Here is a 17,785-nt window from a genome sequence, read left to right as displayed (position 1 = left end):
CGAACCCTGGCTGACGCGGCACTATGAGCCGCGGGGCCCCGGTCGGACCACGGTGGGACGTCAGTGCACGTCGCCCATGAGCCGGATGACCTTCTTGCGCCACAGCACGAAGGCCACGCCGGCCAGCGCCGCGATCGCGCCCTGCACCGCGAAGGACGCCTGGGAGAGGAAGGCGTTGCCGAGCACCAGCTGGGTGATGGCGGCCACGCAGTCACCGGCGGTCACCGCGAGGAACCACAGCCCCATGATCTGGCCCGCGTACTTGGCCGGCGCCAGCTTGGTGGAGACCGACAGGCCCACCGGCGACAGGCACAGCTCCGCGACCGTCTGGATCAGGTAGACCAGCGCCAGCCACAGCGGGGTCACCTTGGCCCCGCCGGACGCCGCGGCCTGGGCCATCATCATCACGCCGAAGGAGATGCCGATGCCGAGCAGACCGTAGGCGAACTTCACCGTGGTCGACGGGTTCTTCGACCGCAGCTTGACCCACAGCGCGGCGACGACCGGGGCCAGCGCCATGATGTACAGCGGGTTGAGCGACTGGAACCAGCTGCTCGGGAAGCCGACGCCCCACAGCCTGCCCGCGGTGTGGTCCTGGGCGAAGACCGTCAGGGTCGAACCGGACTGGTCGTAGATCATCCAGAACACGGCGGCGGCGATGAAGAACCAGACGTAACCGGTCATCTTCGAGCGCTCGTCCGAGGTCAGGTCACGGTCCCGGTGGATCCGCACGAAGTACCAGGCGGGCAGCGCGATACCGGCCAGCGACAGCGGCCACAGCACCCAGTTGATGGTGAACGAGCCGGTGGCCAGCACCACCACGTAGAAGACCACCGCGGCCAGCGCCCACAGGCCCGCCTTGCGCAGCAGCGCGGTGCGCTCCTCGCTGCGCATCGGCGCCGGCACCTCGTTGCTGACCGGGGCCAGGTGGCGGGTGCCCAGCAGGTACTGGGCGAGGCCCAGCGCCATGCCGACACCGGCGAGCGCGAAGCCCAGGTGCCAGTTGACGTTCTGGCCGATGGTGCCGATCACCAGCGGGGCGGCGAAGGCACCGAGGTTGATGCCCATGTAGAAGATGGTGAAGCCGCCGTCCCGGCGCGGGTCGTTGCGGTCCGGGTACAGGTGGCCGACCATCGTGGAGATGTTGGCCTTGAGCAGGCCGGAACCGATGGCGATGAAGACCAGGCCGACGAAGAAGGAGATCTCGACCGGCACCGCGAGCAGGAAGTGGCCGATCATGATGATCGTGCCGGCCACCGCGACCGTCTTGCGGGGACCCCACAACCGGTCGGCGATCCAGCCGCCGGGCATCGCCAGCAGGTAGACCGTGGCGTTGTAGACCGAGTAGATCGCGGCGGCCGTCGCCGCGGCGAAACCGAGACCGCCCTTGGCCGCCGGGGCGACCAGGTAGAGCACGAGCAGGGCGCGCATGCCGTAGAAGCTGAAGCGCTCCCACATCTCGGTCATGAAGAGAGTGGCCAGGCCGCGCGGGTGGCCGAAGAAGGTCTTGCCGCCGGATGCAGGGGTGACCTGCGCGGCGGCGTCCTTCGTCAGGCTGGACGCCATGGTCGTTCCTTGTGTGCTGGGACGCGCGCTGTCACCAGGACGCGCCCGCGGTGGGGGGTGGCCGGCCCCCTGCCCGTGCGTCACCTTCGACGCAAGGGCCCGGCCGACTGGTTCACGTCACTGAGGATCCCGGTTCGTGCCGGTCTCCGCACGAATAAGGGACCTTGGCACGTCGTGTCGGCCAAAGGTCTCCTGGTAGTGCTAAGGACGTCCTCACACGGTAGGTCAAGATGCGTGCCCTTTGCACCGGCTTGAGAGATACGTCACAGGGGCGCCCGGAACCGTACGCGAGACCGCCGTGGACCCCTGGCTCCGGCAATGCCCCTGCGTGCGCCCGCCCGTGCGCCCCCGGGCGATGCCCCGCGGACTACCATCAGCCCATGACCCGCGTACTGCTCGCCGAGGACGACGCCTCCATCTCGGAACCGCTCGCACGCGCACTGCGCCGCGAAGGATACGACGTGGAGGTGCGCGAAGACGGACCGACCGCGCTCGACGCCGGGCTCCAGGGCAGCGTGGACCTGCTCGTGCTGGACCTCGGCCTGCCCGGGATGGACGGCCTGGAGGTGTGCCGCCGGCTGCGCACCGAGGGCCACGGCTTCCCGGTGCTCGTCCTCACCGCCCGGGCCGACGAGGTGGACACGGTGGTCGGCCTCGACGCCGGCGCCGACGACTACGTCACCAAGCCCTTCCGCCTCGCCGAACTGCTCGCCCGGGTGCGGGCCCTGCTGCGCCGCGGCAGCGCCGAGTCGCAGCCGGCCACCCAGGGCGTGCGCATCGACGTCGAGTCGCACCGGGCGTGGATCGGCGACGACGAACTGTCGCTGACCGCCAAGGAGTTCGACCTGCTGCGGGTCCTGGTGCGGGACGCCGGCCGGGTGGTCACCCGCGACCAGCTGATGCGCGAGGTGTGGGACACCACCTGGTGGTCCTCGACCAAGACGCTCGACATGCACATCTCCTGGCTGCGCAAGAAGCTCGGCGACGACGCCGCCAACCCGCGGTACATCTCCACCGTGCGCGGCGTCGGCTTCCGCTTCGAGAAGAACTGACCGCGGCCCGCGCCGCCGCCCGCCCCCGATGCGCCGCCGACTGATCAACTCCACCCTGGCCGTGGTCCTCGTGGTGATCGCGGTCTTCGGCCTCTCCCTGGTGATCGTGGAGAGCCGGACCATCGAGAGCAGCGCCAAGGACGCCGTGCAGTCCGACGCCATCCAGCTCATCGGGGTGGTGGAGAACCGCATCGCGGCCGGCGAGAAGGTCTCCCCGCCCGCGCTGACCCGGCAGATCGACTCCCGCCGGTACGCCGTGGTGCGGGTCCCCGGGCAGCCGCCGATCACCCTGGGCACGCCCCCGTCCGGCCAGGTCGTCCAGGCCCGGCGGGACGGGGTGCACGGCGAGTCCGTGGTGGTCCAGGAGCCGCGGTCGGTGATAAGCCAGGAGATCGGCCGCACCCTGCTGGTGATCCTCGCGGTGGCGCTGCTGGCCATCGCCGCCGCCGTGGTCCTCGCCATCGGCCAGGCCCGGCGGCTGGTGGCCCCGCTGACCGACCTCGCCGAGACCGCCGAACGCCTCGGCTCCGGCGACCCCCGCCCGCGCCACAAGCGGTACGGGGTGCCGGAGCTGGACCGGGTCGCCGACGTCCTCGACGCCAGCGCCGAACGGATCGCCCGGATGCTCACCGCGGAACGGCGGCTCGCCGCGGACGCCTCCCACCAGCTGCGCACCCCGCTGACCGCACTCTCCATGCGGCTGGAGGAGATCATCGCCACCGACGACCACGACACGGTCAAGGAGGAGGCGACGATAGCCCTCGGCCAGGTCGAGCGCCTCACCGACGTGGTGCAGCGGCTGCTGACCAACTCCCGCGACCCGCGCACCGGCTCGGCGGTCGCCTTCGACCTCGACGAGGTGATCAAGCAGCAGCTGGAGGAGTGGCGTCCGGCCTACCGGGGTGAGGGCCGCGGCATCTCCCGCTCCGGCACCCCCGGGCTGCGCGCGGTGGGCACCCCCGGCGCGGTCGCCCAGGTGCTGGCCACCTTGATCGAGAACGCCCTGATGCACGGCGCCGGCGCGGTCGGCATCCACACCCGGGTCACCGGCAACCAGGTCGTCGTCGAGGTCACCGACGAGGGCCAGGGCGTCCCCGCCGACCTGGGCTCCCGGGTCTTCGAGCGCACCGTGTCCGGCCGCAACTCCACCGGCCTCGGGCTCGCCGTCGCCCGTGACCTCGCCGAGGCCGACGGAGGGCGGCTGGAGCTGCTCCAGGGGCGTCCGCCGGTCTTCGCGCTCTTCCTGGCCCGGGAGGGCGCCCCGGGGGCCGCCACACGCCCCGCGGAGGACGACCAGGGGCCGTCGCCGATACGGTGACGCCGCCAGGCCCGGTCTTCCGCCCGCGAACGCCACGGGCCCCGCTGCGGGGGCCCGGAAGGACGGTGCGGGGGCGGCCCGGTGCGGGGTCGCCCGATCGGGTTATTCGGCGCTGCGGGCGATGTTGACCCGCTGCTGCCGCTCGGCGTCGCTGAGGATCGCCTCGGCCTGCTCCACGGCCTGCGCCGGCAGCGAGCGGAAGACCCAGGTGCGGTAGGACCAGAACCGGAAGAGCGTGGCCACGCCGATGCCGGCGAACTTGAAGAAGTTGTTGGCCAGCGGGCCGTCCCAGCCCATGCCGTAGGTCGCGCCGTACAGGATGCCGTTCTCGATGACCAGGCCGATCACGCTGAAGAACGTGAACAGGCCCATCTCCTTGCCGCGCCCGCCACGGTCCCGGTCGCGGTAGGTGAAGTACCGGAAGCCCACGTAGTTGAAGGCGATGGCGACGGCGGTGGCGACGACACTGGAGCGGACCGTCTGCAGGTTGGTGACGTTGCGCAGCAGGTTGAACACGACCAGGTTGACGCCGATGCCGGCGATCCCGACGATGCCGAACTTGGCGATCTCGCGGTAGAGGAACCTCAGTCGGGCGTTCAACGCGCTCAGTCGACTCATAATGATCGCTGGACCCTGTCTGTAGGTGGCCGGTCTTCTGGGCTGTTCGGCTGTTCCCCCGGCCCTCATGCTAACCACCGGAAATGAACGAGCGCCTGTCGAGTGGTGTAACGCGGCTTCGGCAAGGGTATGAAACCCGCTTGTTTCGAGCCAGTTGAGGGTGCGGGAGGCCGGGTACGGCGCACCCGCGTGAGCGTAGACGATCCAGGTGGCGATGGGGTTCGGTGCGCAGGCTGAAATTCGTCTTACATTCTCGTGACGTCCCCACGCGCTCGGGCGTGTCGCACACTGGCCGCTCCGTCCGTCGCGTTCTGTGCGATCCGCCGAGGCCGGAGGCGCCCCCGGAGCGGCTCTTGGTGCGTTCCTACGAGGCCCACGTCATGGAACCGGGCAACGGCCGATACCCTGGACGGGTGACATTCCCCGTAGTCGGCATGGTGGGGGGCGGCCAGCTCGCGCGTATGACGCACGAGGCGGGCATCCCCCTCGGCATCAGGTTCAGGCTCCTCAGCGACACCCCGCAGGACTCGGCGGCCCAGGTGGTCAACGACGTGGTGGTCGGCGACTACCGCGACCTCGACACCCTGCGCGCCTTCGCCCGCGGTTGCGACGTGCTCACCTTCGACCACGAGCACGTACCCACCGAACACCTGCGGGCCCTTCAGGCCGAGGGCGTCACCGTACGCCCCGGCCCCGACGCCCTGATGCACGCCCAGGACAAGGGGCTGATGCGGGCCCGGCTCGCCGCGATCGGGGTGCCCTGCCCGCGCAACCGCATCGTCGCCGACCCGGCCGACGTCGCCGCCTTCGCCGCCGAAGGGGCCGCCGAGGGCACCGACGGCTTCCCCGTCGTCCTCAAGACCGTCCGTGGCGGCTACGACGGCAAGGGCGTATGGGTCGTCCGGGACGTCACCGAGGCCGCCGAGCCGTTCAAGGCCGGCGTCCCGGTGCTCGCCGAGGAGAAGGTCGACTTCGCCCGCGAACTCGCCGCCAACGTCGTGCGCTCCCCGCACGGCCAGGCGGTCGCCTACCCGGTGGTCGAGTCCGTCCAGGTCGACGGCGTCTGCGACACCGTGATCGCCCCCGCCCCCGGACTGTCCGGCGAACTGTCCGCCGCCGCCCAGCGACTCGCGCTCACCATCGCCAAGGACCTCGGCGTCGTCGGCCACCTCGCGGTCGAGCTGTTCGAGACCCGCGACGGCCGGATCCTCGTCAACGAACTCGCCATGCGCCCGCACAACAGCGGCCACTGGACCCAGGACGGCGCGGTCACCTCGCAGTTCGCCAACCACCTGCGCGCCGTGCTCGACCTGCCGCTCGGCGACCCGCGCCCGCGTGCCCGCTGGACCGTGATGTGCAACGTCCTCGGCGGCGACTTCCCCGACATGTACTTCGCCTATCTGCACTGCATGGCACGCGACCCGGGGCTGAAGATCCACATGTACGGCAAGGACGTCAAGCCAGGCCGTAAGGTCGGGCACGTCAACACCTGGGGCGACGACCTGGCCGACGTCCGCGAACGCGCCCGGCACGCCGCCGACTACCTGCGAGGAACGATCCAAGAGTGAGCAACGTCCCGCCCGCACCCAGCTCCGGCGCCCGCACGGCCGAGGCGCCCGCCGTCGGCGTCGTCATGGGGTCCGACTCCGACTGGCCCGTGATGGAGGCCGCCGCCCAGGCGCTCGACGAGTTCGAGGTGTCCTACGAGGTGGACGTGGTCTCCGCGCACCGCATGCCGCGCGAGATGATCGCCTACGGGGAGCAGGCGGCCGGCCGCGGGCTCAAGGCGATCATCGCCGGGGCCGGCGGCGCCGCCCACCTGCCGGGGATGCTCGCCTCGGTCACCACCCTGCCGGTCATCGGGGTGCCGGTGCCGCTGAAGTACCTCGACGGCATGGACTCGCTGCTGTCCATCGTGCAGATGCCGGCCGGCGTCCCGGTGGCCACCGTCTCGGTCGGCGGCGCCCGCAACGCCGGGCTCCTCGCGGTCCGCATGCTCGCCGCGTTCGACCCCGAACTCGCCGAGCGCATGGGCCACTTCCAGGAGGACCTCAACCACCAGGCCACCGAGAAGGGCCGGCGGCTGCGCACCAAGGTGGAGGGCGGCAAGAACTTCGGGTTCGCCAAGTGAGCGGCGACCTGACGGCCCGCGCCCGCGAACTCCTCGCCGCCCACCCGGTGGTCGACGGCCACAACGACCTGCCGTGGGCGCTGCGCGAACAGGTCCGCTACGACCTCGACCGGCTCGACATCGCCGCCGACCGCACCGGGGTGCTCCACACCGACCTGCCCCGGCTGCGGGCCGGCGGCGTGGGCGCCCAGTTCTGGTCCGTCTACGTCCGCTCCGACCTGGCCGGCGACGACGCGGTCAGCGCCACCCTGGAGCAGATCGACTGCGTGCTGCGGCTCGCCGAGCGCCACCCGGCCGACCTGCGGCCGGCGTTCACCGCCGACGAGGTGGAGGCCGCCCGCGCCGAGGGCCGGATCGCCTCCCTGATGGGCGCCGAGGGCGGCCACTCCATCAACTGCTCGCTGGCCACCCTGCGGGCGCTGTACGCGCTCGGGGTGCGCTATCTGACCCTCACCCACAACGACAACGTCCCGTGGGCCGACTCGGCCACCGACGAGCCCGCGGCCGGCGGACTGACCCGGTTCGGCGAGGAGGTCGTCCGCGAGATGAACCGGCTGGGCATGCTCGTCGACCTCAGCCACGTCTCCGCCGACACCATGCGGGACGCGCTGCGGGTCAGCGAGGCGCCGGTGATCTTCTCGCACTCCTCCGCCCGCGCGGTCTGCGACCACGTCCGCAACGTCCCCGACGACGTGCTCGCGGCCCTGCCGGCCAACGGCGGCGTGGCGATGGCCACCTTCGTGCCCAAGTTCATCCTGCCCGAGGCGATCGCCTGGACCCGGGCCGCCGACGACAACATGCGCGCCCACGGCTTCCACCCGCTGGACACCACGCCCGAGGCGATGGCGGTGCAGCGCGCCTTCGAGGCCGCCAACCCGCGTCCGGTGGCCACCGCGGCGACCGTCGCCGACCACCTCGACCACATGCGCGAGGTCGCCGGCGTCGACCACATCGGCGTCGGCGGCGACTACGACGGCACCGCCTTCACCCCGGCCGACCTCGCCGACGTCTCCGGCTACCCCAACCTCGTCGCCGAGCTGCTGCGCCGTGGCTGGTCCGAGACCGACCTGGCGAAGCTGACCTGGCACAACCCGTTGCGGGTGCTGCGCGAGGCGGAGTCGGTGGCCGTCCGGCTGCGTTCCGTACGCGGCCCGTCGACCGCCACCATCGACCAGCTCGACGGCTGACCGTGCCGATGGCCGGCCGGGCCGCGCGGCCCGGCCGGGCGCCTCACACCCGCGGGCGGCCCATCGCCCGGAACGTCCACCCCGCCGACCGCCACGTCTGCGGGTCGAGGGTGTTGCGGCCGTCCAGGATGCGCCGGACGGCGGCCACCGAACCCAGCGCCACCGGGTCCAGCTCACGGAACTCGCGCCACTCGGTCAGATGGAGCACCACGTCGGCGCCGCGCACCGCCTCCAGCGCGCTGGCGGCGTAGGTCAGGGTCGGGAAGAGCCGGGCGGCGTTCTCCATCCCCTTGGGGTCGTAGACGGTGACCTGGCCGCCCTGGAGCTGGATCTGGCCGGCCACGTTGAGCGCGGGGGAGTCCCGTACGTCGTCGGAGTCGGGCTTGAAGGTGGCGCCCAGCACCGCGATCCGCTTGCCGAGGAAGGAGCCGTCGGCGCCGCACGCCTCGCGGGCCATCTCCACCATGTGCCCCCGGCGGCGCATGTTGATCGAGTCGACCTCGCGCAGGAAGGTCAGCGCCTGGTCGGCCCCCAGCTCGCCGGCCCGGGCCATGAAGGCGCGGATGTCCTTGGGCAGGCAGCCGCCGCCGAAGCCGATCCCGGCGCGCAGGAACTTGTGGCCGATCCGGTCGTCGTACCCGATGGCCTCGGCGAGCTTGACCACGTCACCGCCGGCCGCCTCGCACACCTCGGCCATCGCGTTGATGAACGAGATCTTGGTGGACAGGAAGGAGTTGGCGGCGTTCTTCACCAGCTCCGCGGTGGCGTAGTCGGTGACCACCAGCGGGGTGCCGGCCCCGATCGGGGTGGCGTAGACCTCCCGCAGCGCCTTCTCCGCCTCCTCCGAGCGCACCCCGATCACGATCCGGTCCGGGTGCAGGGTGTCCTCCACGGCGAACCCCTCGCGCAGGAACTCCGGGTTCCACGCCAGCTCCGCGGCGGCCCCGGCCGGGGCGAGCGCGGCCAGCCGCTCCGCCAGCCGCTCGGCGCTGCCCACCGGCACCGTGGACTTCCCCACCACCAGCGTCGGCCGGGTCAGATGCGGGGCGAGCGACTCCACCGCGCTCTCCACGTACGACATGTCGCAGGCGTACTCGCCGCGCTTCTGCGGGGTGTTGACGCACACGAAATGGACGTCGCCGAAGTCGGCGGCCTCCTGCCAGTCGGTGGTGAAGCGCAGCCGCCCGGTGGAGCCGGCCACCCCGTCGACGTGCCGCTGGAGCAGCTCGTCCAGGCCGGGCTCGTAGATCGGCAGGTGGCCCCGGGAGAGCATGGCGATCTTGTCCGGATCGATGTCCAGCCCCAGCACCTCGAAGCCCAGCTCCGCCATGGCCGCCGCGTGGGTCGCTCCGAGGTATCCGGTGCCGATCACGGTGAGCTTCACGCCTGTATCGCCTTTCGGGGGTGCCACGGGTGGTGCGAGGTGCTGCATCGGTTGCACGCGTGGCAACCGAGCATAGTCGGGCCGCCGTGCGACGAGGCGGTGCGTGGGGGCGTGGCCGGGCAGGCTGTCGGGTAGCTCACGTATCGCGGAGTCGGCCTCGGGCCTAGGATGACGTTACTTAACGGTAATTAGCAGGCGCGCCCGCACGGCGGGCACGGTTATGCGGATGTCGGGAGTGAGACGCCTTGGCGGGTTCCAACGAATTCGATCTCTACCGCCTCTCCGAGGAGCACGAGATGCTCCGTGAGACGGTGCGTTCGCTCGCCGAGGCGAAGATCGCACCGTTCGCCGCGGACGTCGACGAGCAGGCGCGTTTCCCGCAGGAGGCGCACGACGCCCTGGTCGCCGCCGACCTGCACGCGGTCCACGTCCCGGAGTCCTACGGCGGCGCCGGCGCCGACGCGCTCGCCACCGTGCTGGTGATCGAGGAGGTGGCCCGCGCCTGCGCCTCCTCCTCGCTGATCCCGGCGGTCAACAAGCTCGGCTCGCTGCCGGTGATCCTCTCCGGCTCCGAGGAGCTGAAGAAGAAGTACCTGGGGCCGCTGGCCAAGGGCGACGCGATGTTCTCCTACTGCCTGTCGGAGCCGGAGGCGGGCTCGGACGCGGCCGGCATGAAGACCCGCGCGGTACGCGACGGCGACTCCTACGTGCTCAACGGCGTCAAGCGGTGGATCACCAACGCGGGCGTCTCCGAGTACTACACGGTGATGGCCGTCACCGACCCCGAGAAGCGCTCCAAGGGCATCAGCGCCTTCGTGGTGGAGAAGTCCGACGAGGGCGTCTCCTTCGGCGCCCCGGAGAAGAAGCTGGGCATCAAGGGCTCGCCCACCCGCGAGGTCTACTTCGACAACGTCCGCATCCCCGCCGACCGCATGATCGGCGCCGAGGGCACCGGCTTCGCCACCGCGATGAAGACCCTCGACCACACCCGCATCACCATCGCCGCCCAGGCCCTCGGCATCGCCCAGGGCGCCCTGGACTACGCCAAGGGCTACGTGACCGAGCGCAAGCAGTTCGGCAAGGCCATCGCCGACTTCCAGGGCATCCAGTTCATGCTGGCCGACATGGCCATGAAACTGGAGGCCGCCCGCCAGCTCACCTACGCCGCCGCCGCCAAGTCCGAACGCGGCGACGCCGACCTGACCTTCCACGGCGCCGCCGCCAAGTGCTTCGCCTCCGACGTCGCCATGGAGATCACCACCGACGCCGTCCAACTCCTCGGCGGCTACGGCTACACCCGCGACTACCCGGTGGAGCGCATGATGCGCGACGCCAAGATCACGCAGATCTACGAGGGCACGAACCAGGTCCAGCGGATCGTGATGGCCCGCAACTTGCCGTAGCGGGGTACCGCACCTCCGCCTTGCCCGGACGAAGGGGGCCCGGCCGTCGACGGCCGGGCCCCCTTCCTACGACGAGCCGCGCACCCCACGGACCAGCAGCGTGCCGATTCGGCGCCTGCTGTGTTCCGGCGCGGGGAGGACGGTGACGGTCACGTCCTCGAACCCGTGCTTCTTCAACATCCCGGTCCACACCGCCGGGGGGTGGTCCCATCGCTTGACGATTGCCGGGTCCTCGTCGGGCCCGCGCGGGATGTAGGACGCCTGGCAGCCGTAGCAGCCTTCCACCGGTGGATGCTGCGACATGGCGAAGACGCCCCCGGGCAGGAGGCGCCCGTGAACGGCGGGCAGGGCCTGACCAGGATCGGTGAAGTAGGCCGCGCCGAACACCGAGTAGATCGCGTTGTACGAAGTGGCGGAGGCTGCCAGGAAGGCCAGGGCGTCGCTCTGGTGCAGTTCCATCCCGTCCACGTGCGCCCAGCGTTCGCGGGCCTTGGCGAGTTGGGCGCCCGACAAGTCGATTCCCACGGCCCGCATGCCGAGTGTGGCCAGGTGCGCGAGGTTACCGCCCGACCCGCACCCCAGATCGAGGACGCTGTCCCCGGGCTTCAGCCCGAGCGCTTCGGCCCCCGGGCCGTGGTCGGGATGTTGGGTCCAGTTGAACCAGGTCGTCTCGCCCTTGGCGTTCGTCGTGCGCCGTTGAGGTCTGGTGTGTGCATGCGTGTCCCATGCCGCACTGCGGGGGTCCGTCACATGTCCTCCGTTCCTGCCCACGGGCATGGCCGCCCGGCAGGACGCCGGGCGGCCGACCGACCTGCCGTGGCTACGTGTTCACGGGGCTGTCGGTGCATCCAGCGTGGCACTGGGTGCACTCCGCAGCGCCCATTCCGGGCCAGAACTCGGCGTCGATGGTGAACCCGGCCGCCGCGATGGCGGCCGTGGCCCGCTCCAGGGCGGCGCGGCCCTTGACGGGATCGGTCTGCTCGGAGGGGTCCGGGAAGTGGTGGATGAACCCGGCACCCAACCTCTCGGAGAACGCGGCGTAGTCCTGCGACCGCAGGATGAACCGGTGCCAGAACGCGTCCACCCGTAGTGAGGGCGTCAGCGTCTCGGTGGTGCGGGCGCTGGTGACCAGGAAGGCCGCCGTCTGGTTCACGCCGCGCTCGCCCATGTCGTCGGTGAGGTCGGGCCAGTTCTTGCGCACGTCCGTGATGAGCCGCGCCCGGAGGGCGGGGCTGATGAGGCCCAGGACCTCGGCTTGGCCGGCATGCGTGATCGTCACGTCTCTTCCTCCTGGTCGGATGGTGTGTGAACGCCCGTGGGCCCCCGCCCCGGCTTCGTGGTTCGACCATGGTCCGCCGGTTGACGGATGTAGGCGAGAGTCATTCCCGTTGTCTACTAAAGATCAACGGTAGAGGCCGGCCCATTCCCGAAGCAGATTCCTTGCCGCGTCTCCGAACTGGGCAAGCTGTTCGTACTGCTGGAAGATCTCCAGGTGTTCGGCGATGTCGCGGGAGTCGCTGAAGACGGTTCGGCCCGTGAAGGTCTCGACCGTGGCCAGTCTCTCGCCGTAGACGGTGAACGTGTTCATGGGGCCACGGCTCATGACCGTACCCATGGGCACGAGTCCGATCCGGACATTGGGCAGATGGGACAGCGACGCCAAATGGTCGATCTGCACGGCCATGGCCGGGGCCGGCACCACGGCCCACCTGATGGCCTGCTCGGTGAGCAGAAAGGTGAAGCGCTTCGTGGCGTCGTAAAGCACCGCTTGCCGCTCAAGCTTTCGTGCCACAGTCCTGGAGACGTCTCCCGGTGAATATTCGAGGCTCGCCCGAATGTATTCGGGGGTAGCCAACAACCCTGTGATCATTGCCGGGAGGAAGTACCGGAGTTCCGTGGCCTTCGCCTCCAGACCGGCCAGCTCCGCCTGGCGCTTCTCCAGTCCACGCCGCCACGAGGCCCGGACGGGGTGCCACTCCGTGTTCGCGAGCCGAGCCATGGCCGTCACCTCGGCCATCACATGCTCAGGGGCTTTGAGCGCCCGCAAGATGAGATCGACGTCAACCAGAGTCGGCGTGATCTCATTGGTTTCCAACTTGCTGATCTTCGACTGGGACATCCGACAACGCTGAGCGAGCCGGACTTGGGAAAGCCCGACTCGCTTCCGAAGTGTGCGCAACGTCTCGGCCAGGTCGGCTTTCGGTTTCCCTAGCCGCTCCGCTTCAAGCGTCAAGACCCTTCACGTACTCCTCGAAGGGAACCGATTCCGCCAGGGCGATGCGCTGGTACTCCCGGAACGGCTCCGGGTCGCCGCCGTATACTTCCCGGCTCACCTGGGTGCCGTCCGCCTCGTAGTGCATGAGCACGATGCGGGAACGGTCGAACATCCAGAAGTCCTGGACCCCGTCCAGAGGGTTGGGGCGGTTCGTCACGTCGAGGACGCGAACGGCTTCCCCGGCCTCGACATTGTGACGGTAATGGTCGAACTCGAAGCGGAGGTAGTCCGAGAGCGGTTGCGTGACGATGTGGACCCGTCCGACGCTGCGTCCGCTCGCCACGTAAGCCTGGACCCGGTCGAACCAAGGCTGTGTTGCCTGTCGCGTCACCGGCTCCCCCGCCAGAAAGCGGCGGATGGCGTCTTCCTCCTGCGGGACCCGGTAGACGGGCAGGGTCTCCAAACGCCACGCCTCGTACTCCATGGCGTCGAACGCCCTCCGCCAGTCATCACCAGCCAAGAGCACGAACGGCCTCCCTCAGAACGGCCTCCGGGATCTCCACCAGCGCTTCACCGTCCGGCGGGACGAAGGCGTTCGACACGTCACCCTGGACCACCAACGATCCCGACGCGGTCAGGTAGACGTTGGGGCAGTCATCACCCCCGCACTCTCCATCCCCCTCACCGGTGAGCCGGGCCAGTTCCTCACGGGCCATGGCGCCCCCCTCAGCGTTGGTCAGGGCCGGTCCCTGACCCCCGGGGGAGGCGTTAGGAGGCCCGACCGAGACCCGTCTACGGCATCTGGGAAATATTCCCGTACTGGGATATTTGACCTCGTTGCGACACCAACGGCCCTCGCGCCGGGGGAGTACGCGAGGGCCGCGGGGCCGGGCCGCGCCGTGGCGGGCCGGCGGTTTGCGGGGGAGGCGGGGGTCAGGAGCGGTGGGGGGTCTGGGCGGGGGTGTCGGCCGGGGGGCGGGTGGGGGAGCGGCGGGCGGTGGAGGCCAGCAGACCGAGGGCCGCCTTGGACGGGGAGTCCGGCTCCGCGCTGTACATCAGCAGCCGGTGCCCGGACTCCGGGAGCAGCGTCATCTCGAAGTCCAGCTCCAGCTCGCCCACTTCGGGGTGGCGGAACCACTTGCGGCCGAAGGTGCAGTTGTGCACCGGGTGCCGGGACCACAGGGCGGCGAACTCCCCGGATTTCATGGACAACTCGCCGACGAGTTCGGCAAGTCGCTCGTCGTCCGGGCTGCTTCCGCTGAACAGCCGCAGACTGGAGACCGCCCGCCGGGCCTCGTCCTCCCACTGCGGATACAGCTCCCGGGTGCGCGGGTCGAGGAACAACAGCCGCTGGAGGTTGGGCCGTCGGGCGGGGTCGTCCGGGGCGGCCGGGTCCAGGTGGCCGGCGACCAGGGCGTGGCCCAGCGGGTTCCACGCCAGGACGTCGAAGCGCACGTCGAGGACGACCGCCGGCACCTCCGGCATCGCGGCGATCAACTGCCGTGCCCCCGGCCGGGCGTACTCCACCGGTGCGGCCTTGCGCCGCTTGGCCCGCCGGGGACGGGCCAGGTTGCGCAGGTGGGCCACCTCGTCCTCACCGAGCCGCAGCGCCCGGGCGATCGCGTCCAGCACGTCGTCCGAGGCGTTGCCGGACTGCCCCTGTTCCAGCCGCGTGTAGTACGCCACGCTCACCCCGGCGAGCTGCGCGAGTTCCTCGCGGCGCAGCCCCGGCACCCGGCGCCGGTTGCCGTAACTGACCAGTCCCACGTCCTCCGGCTGCAAGCGGGCGCGGCGGGTCCGCAGGAACTCCCCGAGTTCGGACGATCCCTCTTTACGGTCCATGGGCCCAGTGTGCACCTTCCCCGGCCGGCCGAGGAGCCGTCAGCATGACCCCGCCATTGGTAACCCTCGCGTTGGTAACCCCGCGATTGGTACGCAAACCAGAGGGCTGGGTGGGCCGCTCGGGGCGGACCAGTCTTACCGGCATGACGACGTACACCACTCCCGACACCGCGGCGCTCGCCGTGGACACCGCGCCCGACAACGTCATGACCGGCCGCCGTCGGCTGACCCTGGTGGTGCTGCTCGCCGCCCAGTTCATGCTGGCGGTCGACTTCTCCATCCTCAACGTCGCCCTGCCCGTCATCGGCAAGGGCCTCGGGTTCTCGCTCGCCAACCTCCAGTGGATCGTCACCGCGTTCGCGCTGGCCGCCGCCGGGTTCACGCTGCTGTTCGGCCGGGTCGCCGACATCGTGGGCCGCCGCCGGCTCTTCCTGGTCGGACTCGCCGTGCTGGGCGGCGCCTCGCTGCTCGGCGGGCTCTCCACCGACCCGCTGATGCTGATGATCGCCCGGGTCGCCCAGGGCCTGGCCACCGCCGCCGTCACCCCGGCCGGGCTGGCCCTGCTGACCTCCTCGTTCCCCGAGGGACCGCTGCGCGACAAGGCGCTCGGCCTCAACGGCGCCCTGATGTCGGCCGGTTTCACCACCGGTGCCATCCTCGGCGGCGTCCTGACCGACCTGCTCTCCTGGCGCTGGGCCTTCTTCATCAACGTCCCCGTCGCCCTCGCCGTGCTGCTGCTGGCCCCCGCCGTGATCCGCGAGTCCCGTCCCGACGAGCGCCCCAAGCTGGACGTGCCCGGCGCCATCTCCGTCACCGCCGGTCTGCTCGCCCTCGTCTACGGCCTGACCACCGCCGGTGACAAGGGCTGGGGCGACCCGCTGGCGCTCGGCGCGCTCGCCGTCGGGGTGCTGCTGCTGATCGCCTTCTACGCCATCGAGTCCCGCGCCGCCGCCCCGCTCGTCCCGGTCCGCGTCCTCAAGCGCCGCTCGGTGATCTTCGGCAACATCCAGGGCCTGATCGCCTTCGTCACCGAGACCTCGCTGGTCTTCCTGATGACCCTCTACCTGCAGAAGGTGCTGGGCTTCTCGCCGCTGGCCGCCGGGCTCTCCTTCGGCGTCCTGGGCGTCGGCACCATCGTCGGCGGGGTCGCCGCGGCCCGGGTCATCGCCCGCATCGGCACCCGCGCCACGCTGATCACCGGCGGTGTGCTCCAGGCGGTCGCCACCGCCTCGCTGGCCACCCTCGGCGAGAGCCACGGCTGGCTGGGGCTGCTGCTGGTGGCCACCTTCGCCGGCGGCGTCGGCAACATGCTGGCCATCGTGGGCTTCATGGTCACCGCCACCTCGGGCCTGCCCGACGACGAGCAGGGCATGGCCACCGGCCTGGCCACCATGACCCAGCAGATCGGGATCACCATGGGCACCCCGATCATGAGCGCCATCGCCACCGCCGGGATCGGCGCCGCCAGCACCTCCCACGCGGTACTCCACGGGGTGAGCGTCGCGGTGATCGTCAACTCGGCGATCGTGCTGGCCGGAGCGGTCCTGTCCGGGATCTTCGTCGGCACCGCCAAGCGGAAGAAGGAACTGGTCTGAGCCGCCGGGAGCGGTCCGGGCCGCGGCCGGCACACCGCCGGGAACGCGAACGCCGGGCGGGACACCACGTCCCCGCCCGGCGTCGGCGTTCCCGGCAGCGTACCGGGGCCGGCTCACTTGTCCGAGACGGTCACCGCCTGGTCGTTCTTGAGCTGGTCGAAGAGCTGCTGCGACTTGGCCTTGTCCCAGGTCACCGCGTCGCCGTCGGAGGGGGTGGGCAGGTTGGCGTTGCCGATCGGCACGGTCATCGACTTGCCGCCGCCCCCGGTGACGCCCTTCATGGAGAAGAACATCTCGCCCAGGTCCCACAGGCTCATGTCGTTGTCCACCTCCAGGGTGTCCAGCCCGGCGCCGAGCACCGGGTAGAGCTTGAACGGGTTGAGCACGGTGGCCGGGGAGGCCGCCTGGTGGGCCAGCGTGGACAGGAACTGCTGCTGGTGGCGCATGCGGCCGAGGTCCTGGTCGGCCTCCTGGTGGCGCTCGCGGACGAAGGCCAGCGACTGGGCGCCGCTCAGCGTCTGGCAGCCGGCCTTCAGGTCGGCGCCGGAGGCGGTGTCCTTGATCGGCTTGTCCAGGCACATGTCGACCCCGCCCATGGCGTCGACCAGGCCGACGAAGCCGGTGAAGCCGATCTCCGCGTAGTGGTCGATGCGCAGCCCGGTGTTGTACTCGACGGTGCGGGTCAGCAGCGCCCCGCCGCCCCAGGCGAACGCGGTGTTGAGCTTGTGCCGGGTCGCCGGGTAGTGGGTGCCCTTGGAGCCGGTGAACGCCGGGATGGTGACGTAGGAGTCGCGCGGCAGCGACAGCAGGGTGTCGCCGTTGTCACCGACGTGCAGGATCATCATCGAGTCGGTGCGCTTGCCGTCGGCCGACCCGGTGTGCAGCGCCTGCTTCTGCGCGTCGGTCATCCCCTCCCGGCTGTCGGAGCCGACGATCAGGTAGTTGGTGCCCTGGCCGGCCGCCGGCCGGTCCGGCAGCGAGGCCAGGTCGACGGTGTGCTTGAGCTTGCCGTCGGCCCAGAAGTAGGTGCCCACCGAGACCGCGAGCAGGACGACGACCAGGGTCAGCGCGCCGTAGCCGATGCGCTTGCGCCAGTTCTTCGGCCGCCCGCCGGGGGCGCCCGGCCCGCCGCGTCCGCCGCCGCGCCCGGCCCGGTAGGTGGTGGCACCGCCCGCCCCGGCGGCCTGCCGCGGCACGGCGCCGTGCGCCGCCCCCCGCCGCGGCGACAGCTCCGGAGGCAGCGGAGGCTCGGCGTGCGGCGACCGCGCCGCGGACCCCTGCGGGGGTACGGGCGGCTGCGCACCGTAACCGCCGCCGTACGGCCGGCCCGGATTCGCCGGCCGCCGTACGTGTGGCATCACGCGGGCGCCTTCCGGCTCGCTGTCGTCGGTCCAACCCTCGGGCCATCCGTTCATGCAGTGCAGTGTGCCCGCTGCGCCGGAGCCGGACAGCATCGGAGACGGGGTTGTAGCAG

At 70.9% G+C, this 17,785-nt stretch carries 17 protein-coding genes; 7 read left to right on the top strand and 10 right to left on the bottom strand.

The window, feature by feature from the left end; genetic code table 11:
- Window positions 1-60: 60 nt before the first annotated feature.
- On the bottom strand, window positions 61-1,566 hold the full coding sequence (locus tag SCATT_RS09660) for a peptide MFS transporter (protein WP_014142821.1): 1,506 nt from the start codon (window positions 1,564-1,566) through the stop codon (window positions 61-63).
- 380 nt (window positions 1,567-1,946) lie between these two features.
- On the opposite strand from SCATT_RS09660, the gene SCATT_RS09655 reads away from it, so the two are divergent.
- Window positions 1,947-2,618: a response regulator transcription factor gene (locus SCATT_RS09655; RefSeq protein WP_014142820.1), complete on the top strand. Its 672-nt coding sequence runs from the start codon at window positions 1,947-1,949 to the stop codon at window positions 2,616-2,618.
- A 28-nt stretch (window positions 2,619-2,646) separates the two neighbouring features.
- Window positions 2,647-3,936, top strand: a complete 1,290-nt coding sequence (locus tag SCATT_RS09650; protein ID WP_014142819.1) for an ATP-binding protein — start codon at window positions 2,647-2,649, stop codon at window positions 3,934-3,936.
- A gap of 102 nt (window positions 3,937-4,038) precedes the next feature.
- Here the strand turns inward: SCATT_RS09650 and SCATT_RS09645 are convergent, their stop codons facing one another.
- On the bottom strand, window positions 4,039-4,554 hold the full coding sequence (locus tag SCATT_RS09645) for a GtrA family protein (RefSeq protein WP_014142818.1): 516 nt from the start codon (window positions 4,552-4,554) through the stop codon (window positions 4,039-4,041).
- A gap of 380 nt (window positions 4,555-4,934) precedes the next feature.
- Between SCATT_RS09645 and SCATT_RS09640 the strand changes: the two genes are divergently transcribed.
- The 3 genes from SCATT_RS09640 to SCATT_RS09630 all read left to right on the top strand — a co-directional run bounded on the left by SCATT_RS09640 (window position 4,935) and on the right by SCATT_RS09630 (window position 7,872).
- Complete coding sequence (locus SCATT_RS09640; protein WP_078590870.1) at window positions 4,935-6,122, top strand: 5-(carboxyamino)imidazole ribonucleotide synthase; 1,188 nt, start codon at window positions 4,935-4,937, stop codon at window positions 6,120-6,122.
- A gap of 65 nt (window positions 6,123-6,187) precedes the next feature.
- On the top strand, window positions 6,188-6,685 hold the full coding sequence (purE, locus tag SCATT_RS09635; RefSeq protein ID WP_173405702.1) for a 5-(carboxyamino)imidazole ribonucleotide mutase: 498 nt from the start codon (window positions 6,188-6,190) through the stop codon (window positions 6,683-6,685).
- Window positions 6,682-7,872: a dipeptidase gene (locus tag SCATT_RS09630; RefSeq protein ID WP_014142815.1), complete on the top strand. Its 1,191-nt coding sequence runs from the start codon at window positions 6,682-6,684 to the stop codon at window positions 7,870-7,872. The genes purE and SCATT_RS09630 overlap by 4 nt, the downstream gene beginning before the upstream one ends.
- Before the next feature lie 43 nt (window positions 7,873-7,915).
- Here the strand turns inward: SCATT_RS09630 and SCATT_RS09625 are convergent, their stop codons facing one another.
- Window positions 7,916-9,304, bottom strand: a complete 1,389-nt coding sequence (locus tag SCATT_RS09625; RefSeq protein WP_042507562.1) for a UDP-glucose dehydrogenase family protein — start codon at window positions 9,302-9,304, stop codon at window positions 7,916-7,918.
- Window positions 9,305-9,501: 197 nt separating this feature from the next.
- On the opposite strand from SCATT_RS09625, the gene SCATT_RS09620 reads away from it, so the two are divergent.
- A complete protein-coding gene (locus SCATT_RS09620) occupies window positions 9,502-10,659 on the top strand; it encodes an acyl-CoA dehydrogenase family protein (RefSeq protein WP_014142813.1) in 1,158 nt (385 codons plus the stop codon).
- Between the two features lie 66 nt (window positions 10,660-10,725).
- Here the strand turns inward: SCATT_RS09620 and SCATT_RS09615 are convergent, their stop codons facing one another.
- The 6 genes from SCATT_RS09615 to SCATT_RS09590 form a co-directional block, all read right to left on the bottom strand.
- On the bottom strand, window positions 10,726-11,409 hold the full coding sequence (locus SCATT_RS09615) for a class I SAM-dependent methyltransferase (RefSeq protein WP_014142812.1): 684 nt from the start codon (window positions 11,407-11,409) through the stop codon (window positions 10,726-10,728).
- Window positions 11,410-11,479: 70 nt separating this feature from the next.
- Window positions 11,480-11,938: a glycine-rich domain-containing protein gene (locus SCATT_RS09610; protein WP_014142811.1), complete on the bottom strand. Its 459-nt coding sequence runs from the start codon at window positions 11,936-11,938 to the stop codon at window positions 11,480-11,482.
- Between the two features lie 123 nt (window positions 11,939-12,061).
- Window positions 12,062-12,892 carry a helix-turn-helix domain-containing protein gene (locus SCATT_RS09605; RefSeq protein ID WP_078590680.1) on the bottom strand — a complete coding sequence of 277 codons (831 nt, stop codon included), beginning with the start codon at window positions 12,890-12,892 and terminating at the stop codon, window positions 12,062-12,064.
- Window positions 12,882-13,400 carry a DUF6879 family protein gene (locus SCATT_RS09600; RefSeq protein WP_014142809.1) on the bottom strand — a complete coding sequence of 173 codons (519 nt, stop codon included), beginning with the start codon at window positions 13,398-13,400 and terminating at the stop codon, window positions 12,882-12,884. Before SCATT_RS09600 ends, SCATT_RS09605 begins: the two co-directional genes overlap by 11 nt.
- Complete coding sequence (locus SCATT_RS09595) at window positions 13,384-13,590, bottom strand: hypothetical protein (RefSeq protein ID WP_014142808.1); 207 nt, start codon at window positions 13,588-13,590, stop codon at window positions 13,384-13,386. The genes SCATT_RS09600 and SCATT_RS09595 overlap by 17 nt, the downstream gene beginning before the upstream one ends.
- Window positions 13,591-13,807: 217 nt before the next feature.
- Window positions 13,808-14,716 (bottom strand): helix-turn-helix transcriptional regulator, encoded by a 909-nt coding sequence (locus SCATT_RS09590; protein ID WP_014142807.1) that lies wholly within the window; start codon window positions 14,714-14,716, stop codon window positions 13,808-13,810.
- Between the two features lie 143 nt (window positions 14,717-14,859).
- Between SCATT_RS09590 and SCATT_RS09585 the strand changes: the two genes are divergently transcribed.
- The gene (locus SCATT_RS09585) at window positions 14,860-16,311 is read left to right on the top strand and encodes an MFS transporter (RefSeq protein ID WP_014142806.1); all 1,452 of its coding nucleotides are present in this window, start codon (window positions 14,860-14,862) and stop codon (window positions 16,309-16,311) included.
- A 113-nt stretch (window positions 16,312-16,424) separates the two neighbouring features.
- On the opposite strand, the gene SCATT_RS09580 is transcribed toward SCATT_RS09585, so the two are convergent.
- On the bottom strand, window positions 16,425-17,726 hold the full coding sequence (locus SCATT_RS09580) for an LCP family protein (protein ID WP_042507630.1): 1,302 nt from the start codon (window positions 17,724-17,726) through the stop codon (window positions 16,425-16,427).
- Window positions 17,727-17,785: the final 59 nt, after the last annotated feature.

The organism is Streptantibioticus cattleyicolor NRRL 8057 = DSM 46488, from assembly GCF_000240165.1.
GTDB classification, from domain to species: Bacteria; Actinomycetota; Actinomycetes; order Streptomycetales; family Streptomycetaceae; genus Streptantibioticus; species Streptantibioticus cattleyicolor.
This window is presented reverse-complemented; position numbering and strand designations above follow the sequence as displayed.

Coding starts and splice junctions, on each gene's coding strand:
- SCATT_RS09660 (WP_014142821.1), bottom strand. CDS start 1,566: ATGGCGTCCAGCCTGACGAAGGACGCCGCCGCGCAGGTCACCCCTGCA.
- SCATT_RS09655 (WP_014142820.1), top strand. CDS start 1,947: ATGACCCGCGTACTGCTCGCCGAGGACGACGCCTCCATCTCGGAACCG.
- SCATT_RS09650 (WP_014142819.1), top strand. CDS start 2,647: ATGCGCCGCCGACTGATCAACTCCACCCTGGCCGTGGTCCTCGTGGTG.
- SCATT_RS09645 (WP_014142818.1), bottom strand. CDS start 4,554: ATGAGTCGACTGAGCGCGTTGAACGCCCGACTGAGGTTCCTCTACCGC.
- SCATT_RS09640 (WP_078590870.1), top strand. CDS start 4,935: ATGGAACCGGGCAACGGCCGATACCCTGGACGGGTGACATTCCCCGTA.
- purE (WP_173405702.1), top strand. CDS start 6,188: ATGGGGTCCGACTCCGACTGGCCCGTGATGGAGGCCGCCGCCCAGGCG.
- SCATT_RS09625 (WP_042507562.1), bottom strand. CDS start 9,304: ATGCAGCACCTCGCACCACCCGTGGCACCCCCGAAAGGCGATACAGGC.
- SCATT_RS09595 (WP_014142808.1), bottom strand. CDS start 13,590: ATGGCCCGTGAGGAACTGGCCCGGCTCACCGGTGAGGGGGATGGAGAG.
- SCATT_RS09590 (WP_014142807.1), bottom strand. CDS start 14,716: ATGGACCGTAAAGAGGGATCGTCCGAACTCGGGGAGTTCCTGCGGACC.
- SCATT_RS09585 (WP_014142806.1), top strand. CDS start 14,860: ATGACGACGTACACCACTCCCGACACCGCGGCGCTCGCCGTGGACACC.
- SCATT_RS09580 (WP_042507630.1), bottom strand. CDS start 17,726: ATGAACGGATGGCCCGAGGGTTGGACCGACGACAGCGAGCCGGAAGGC.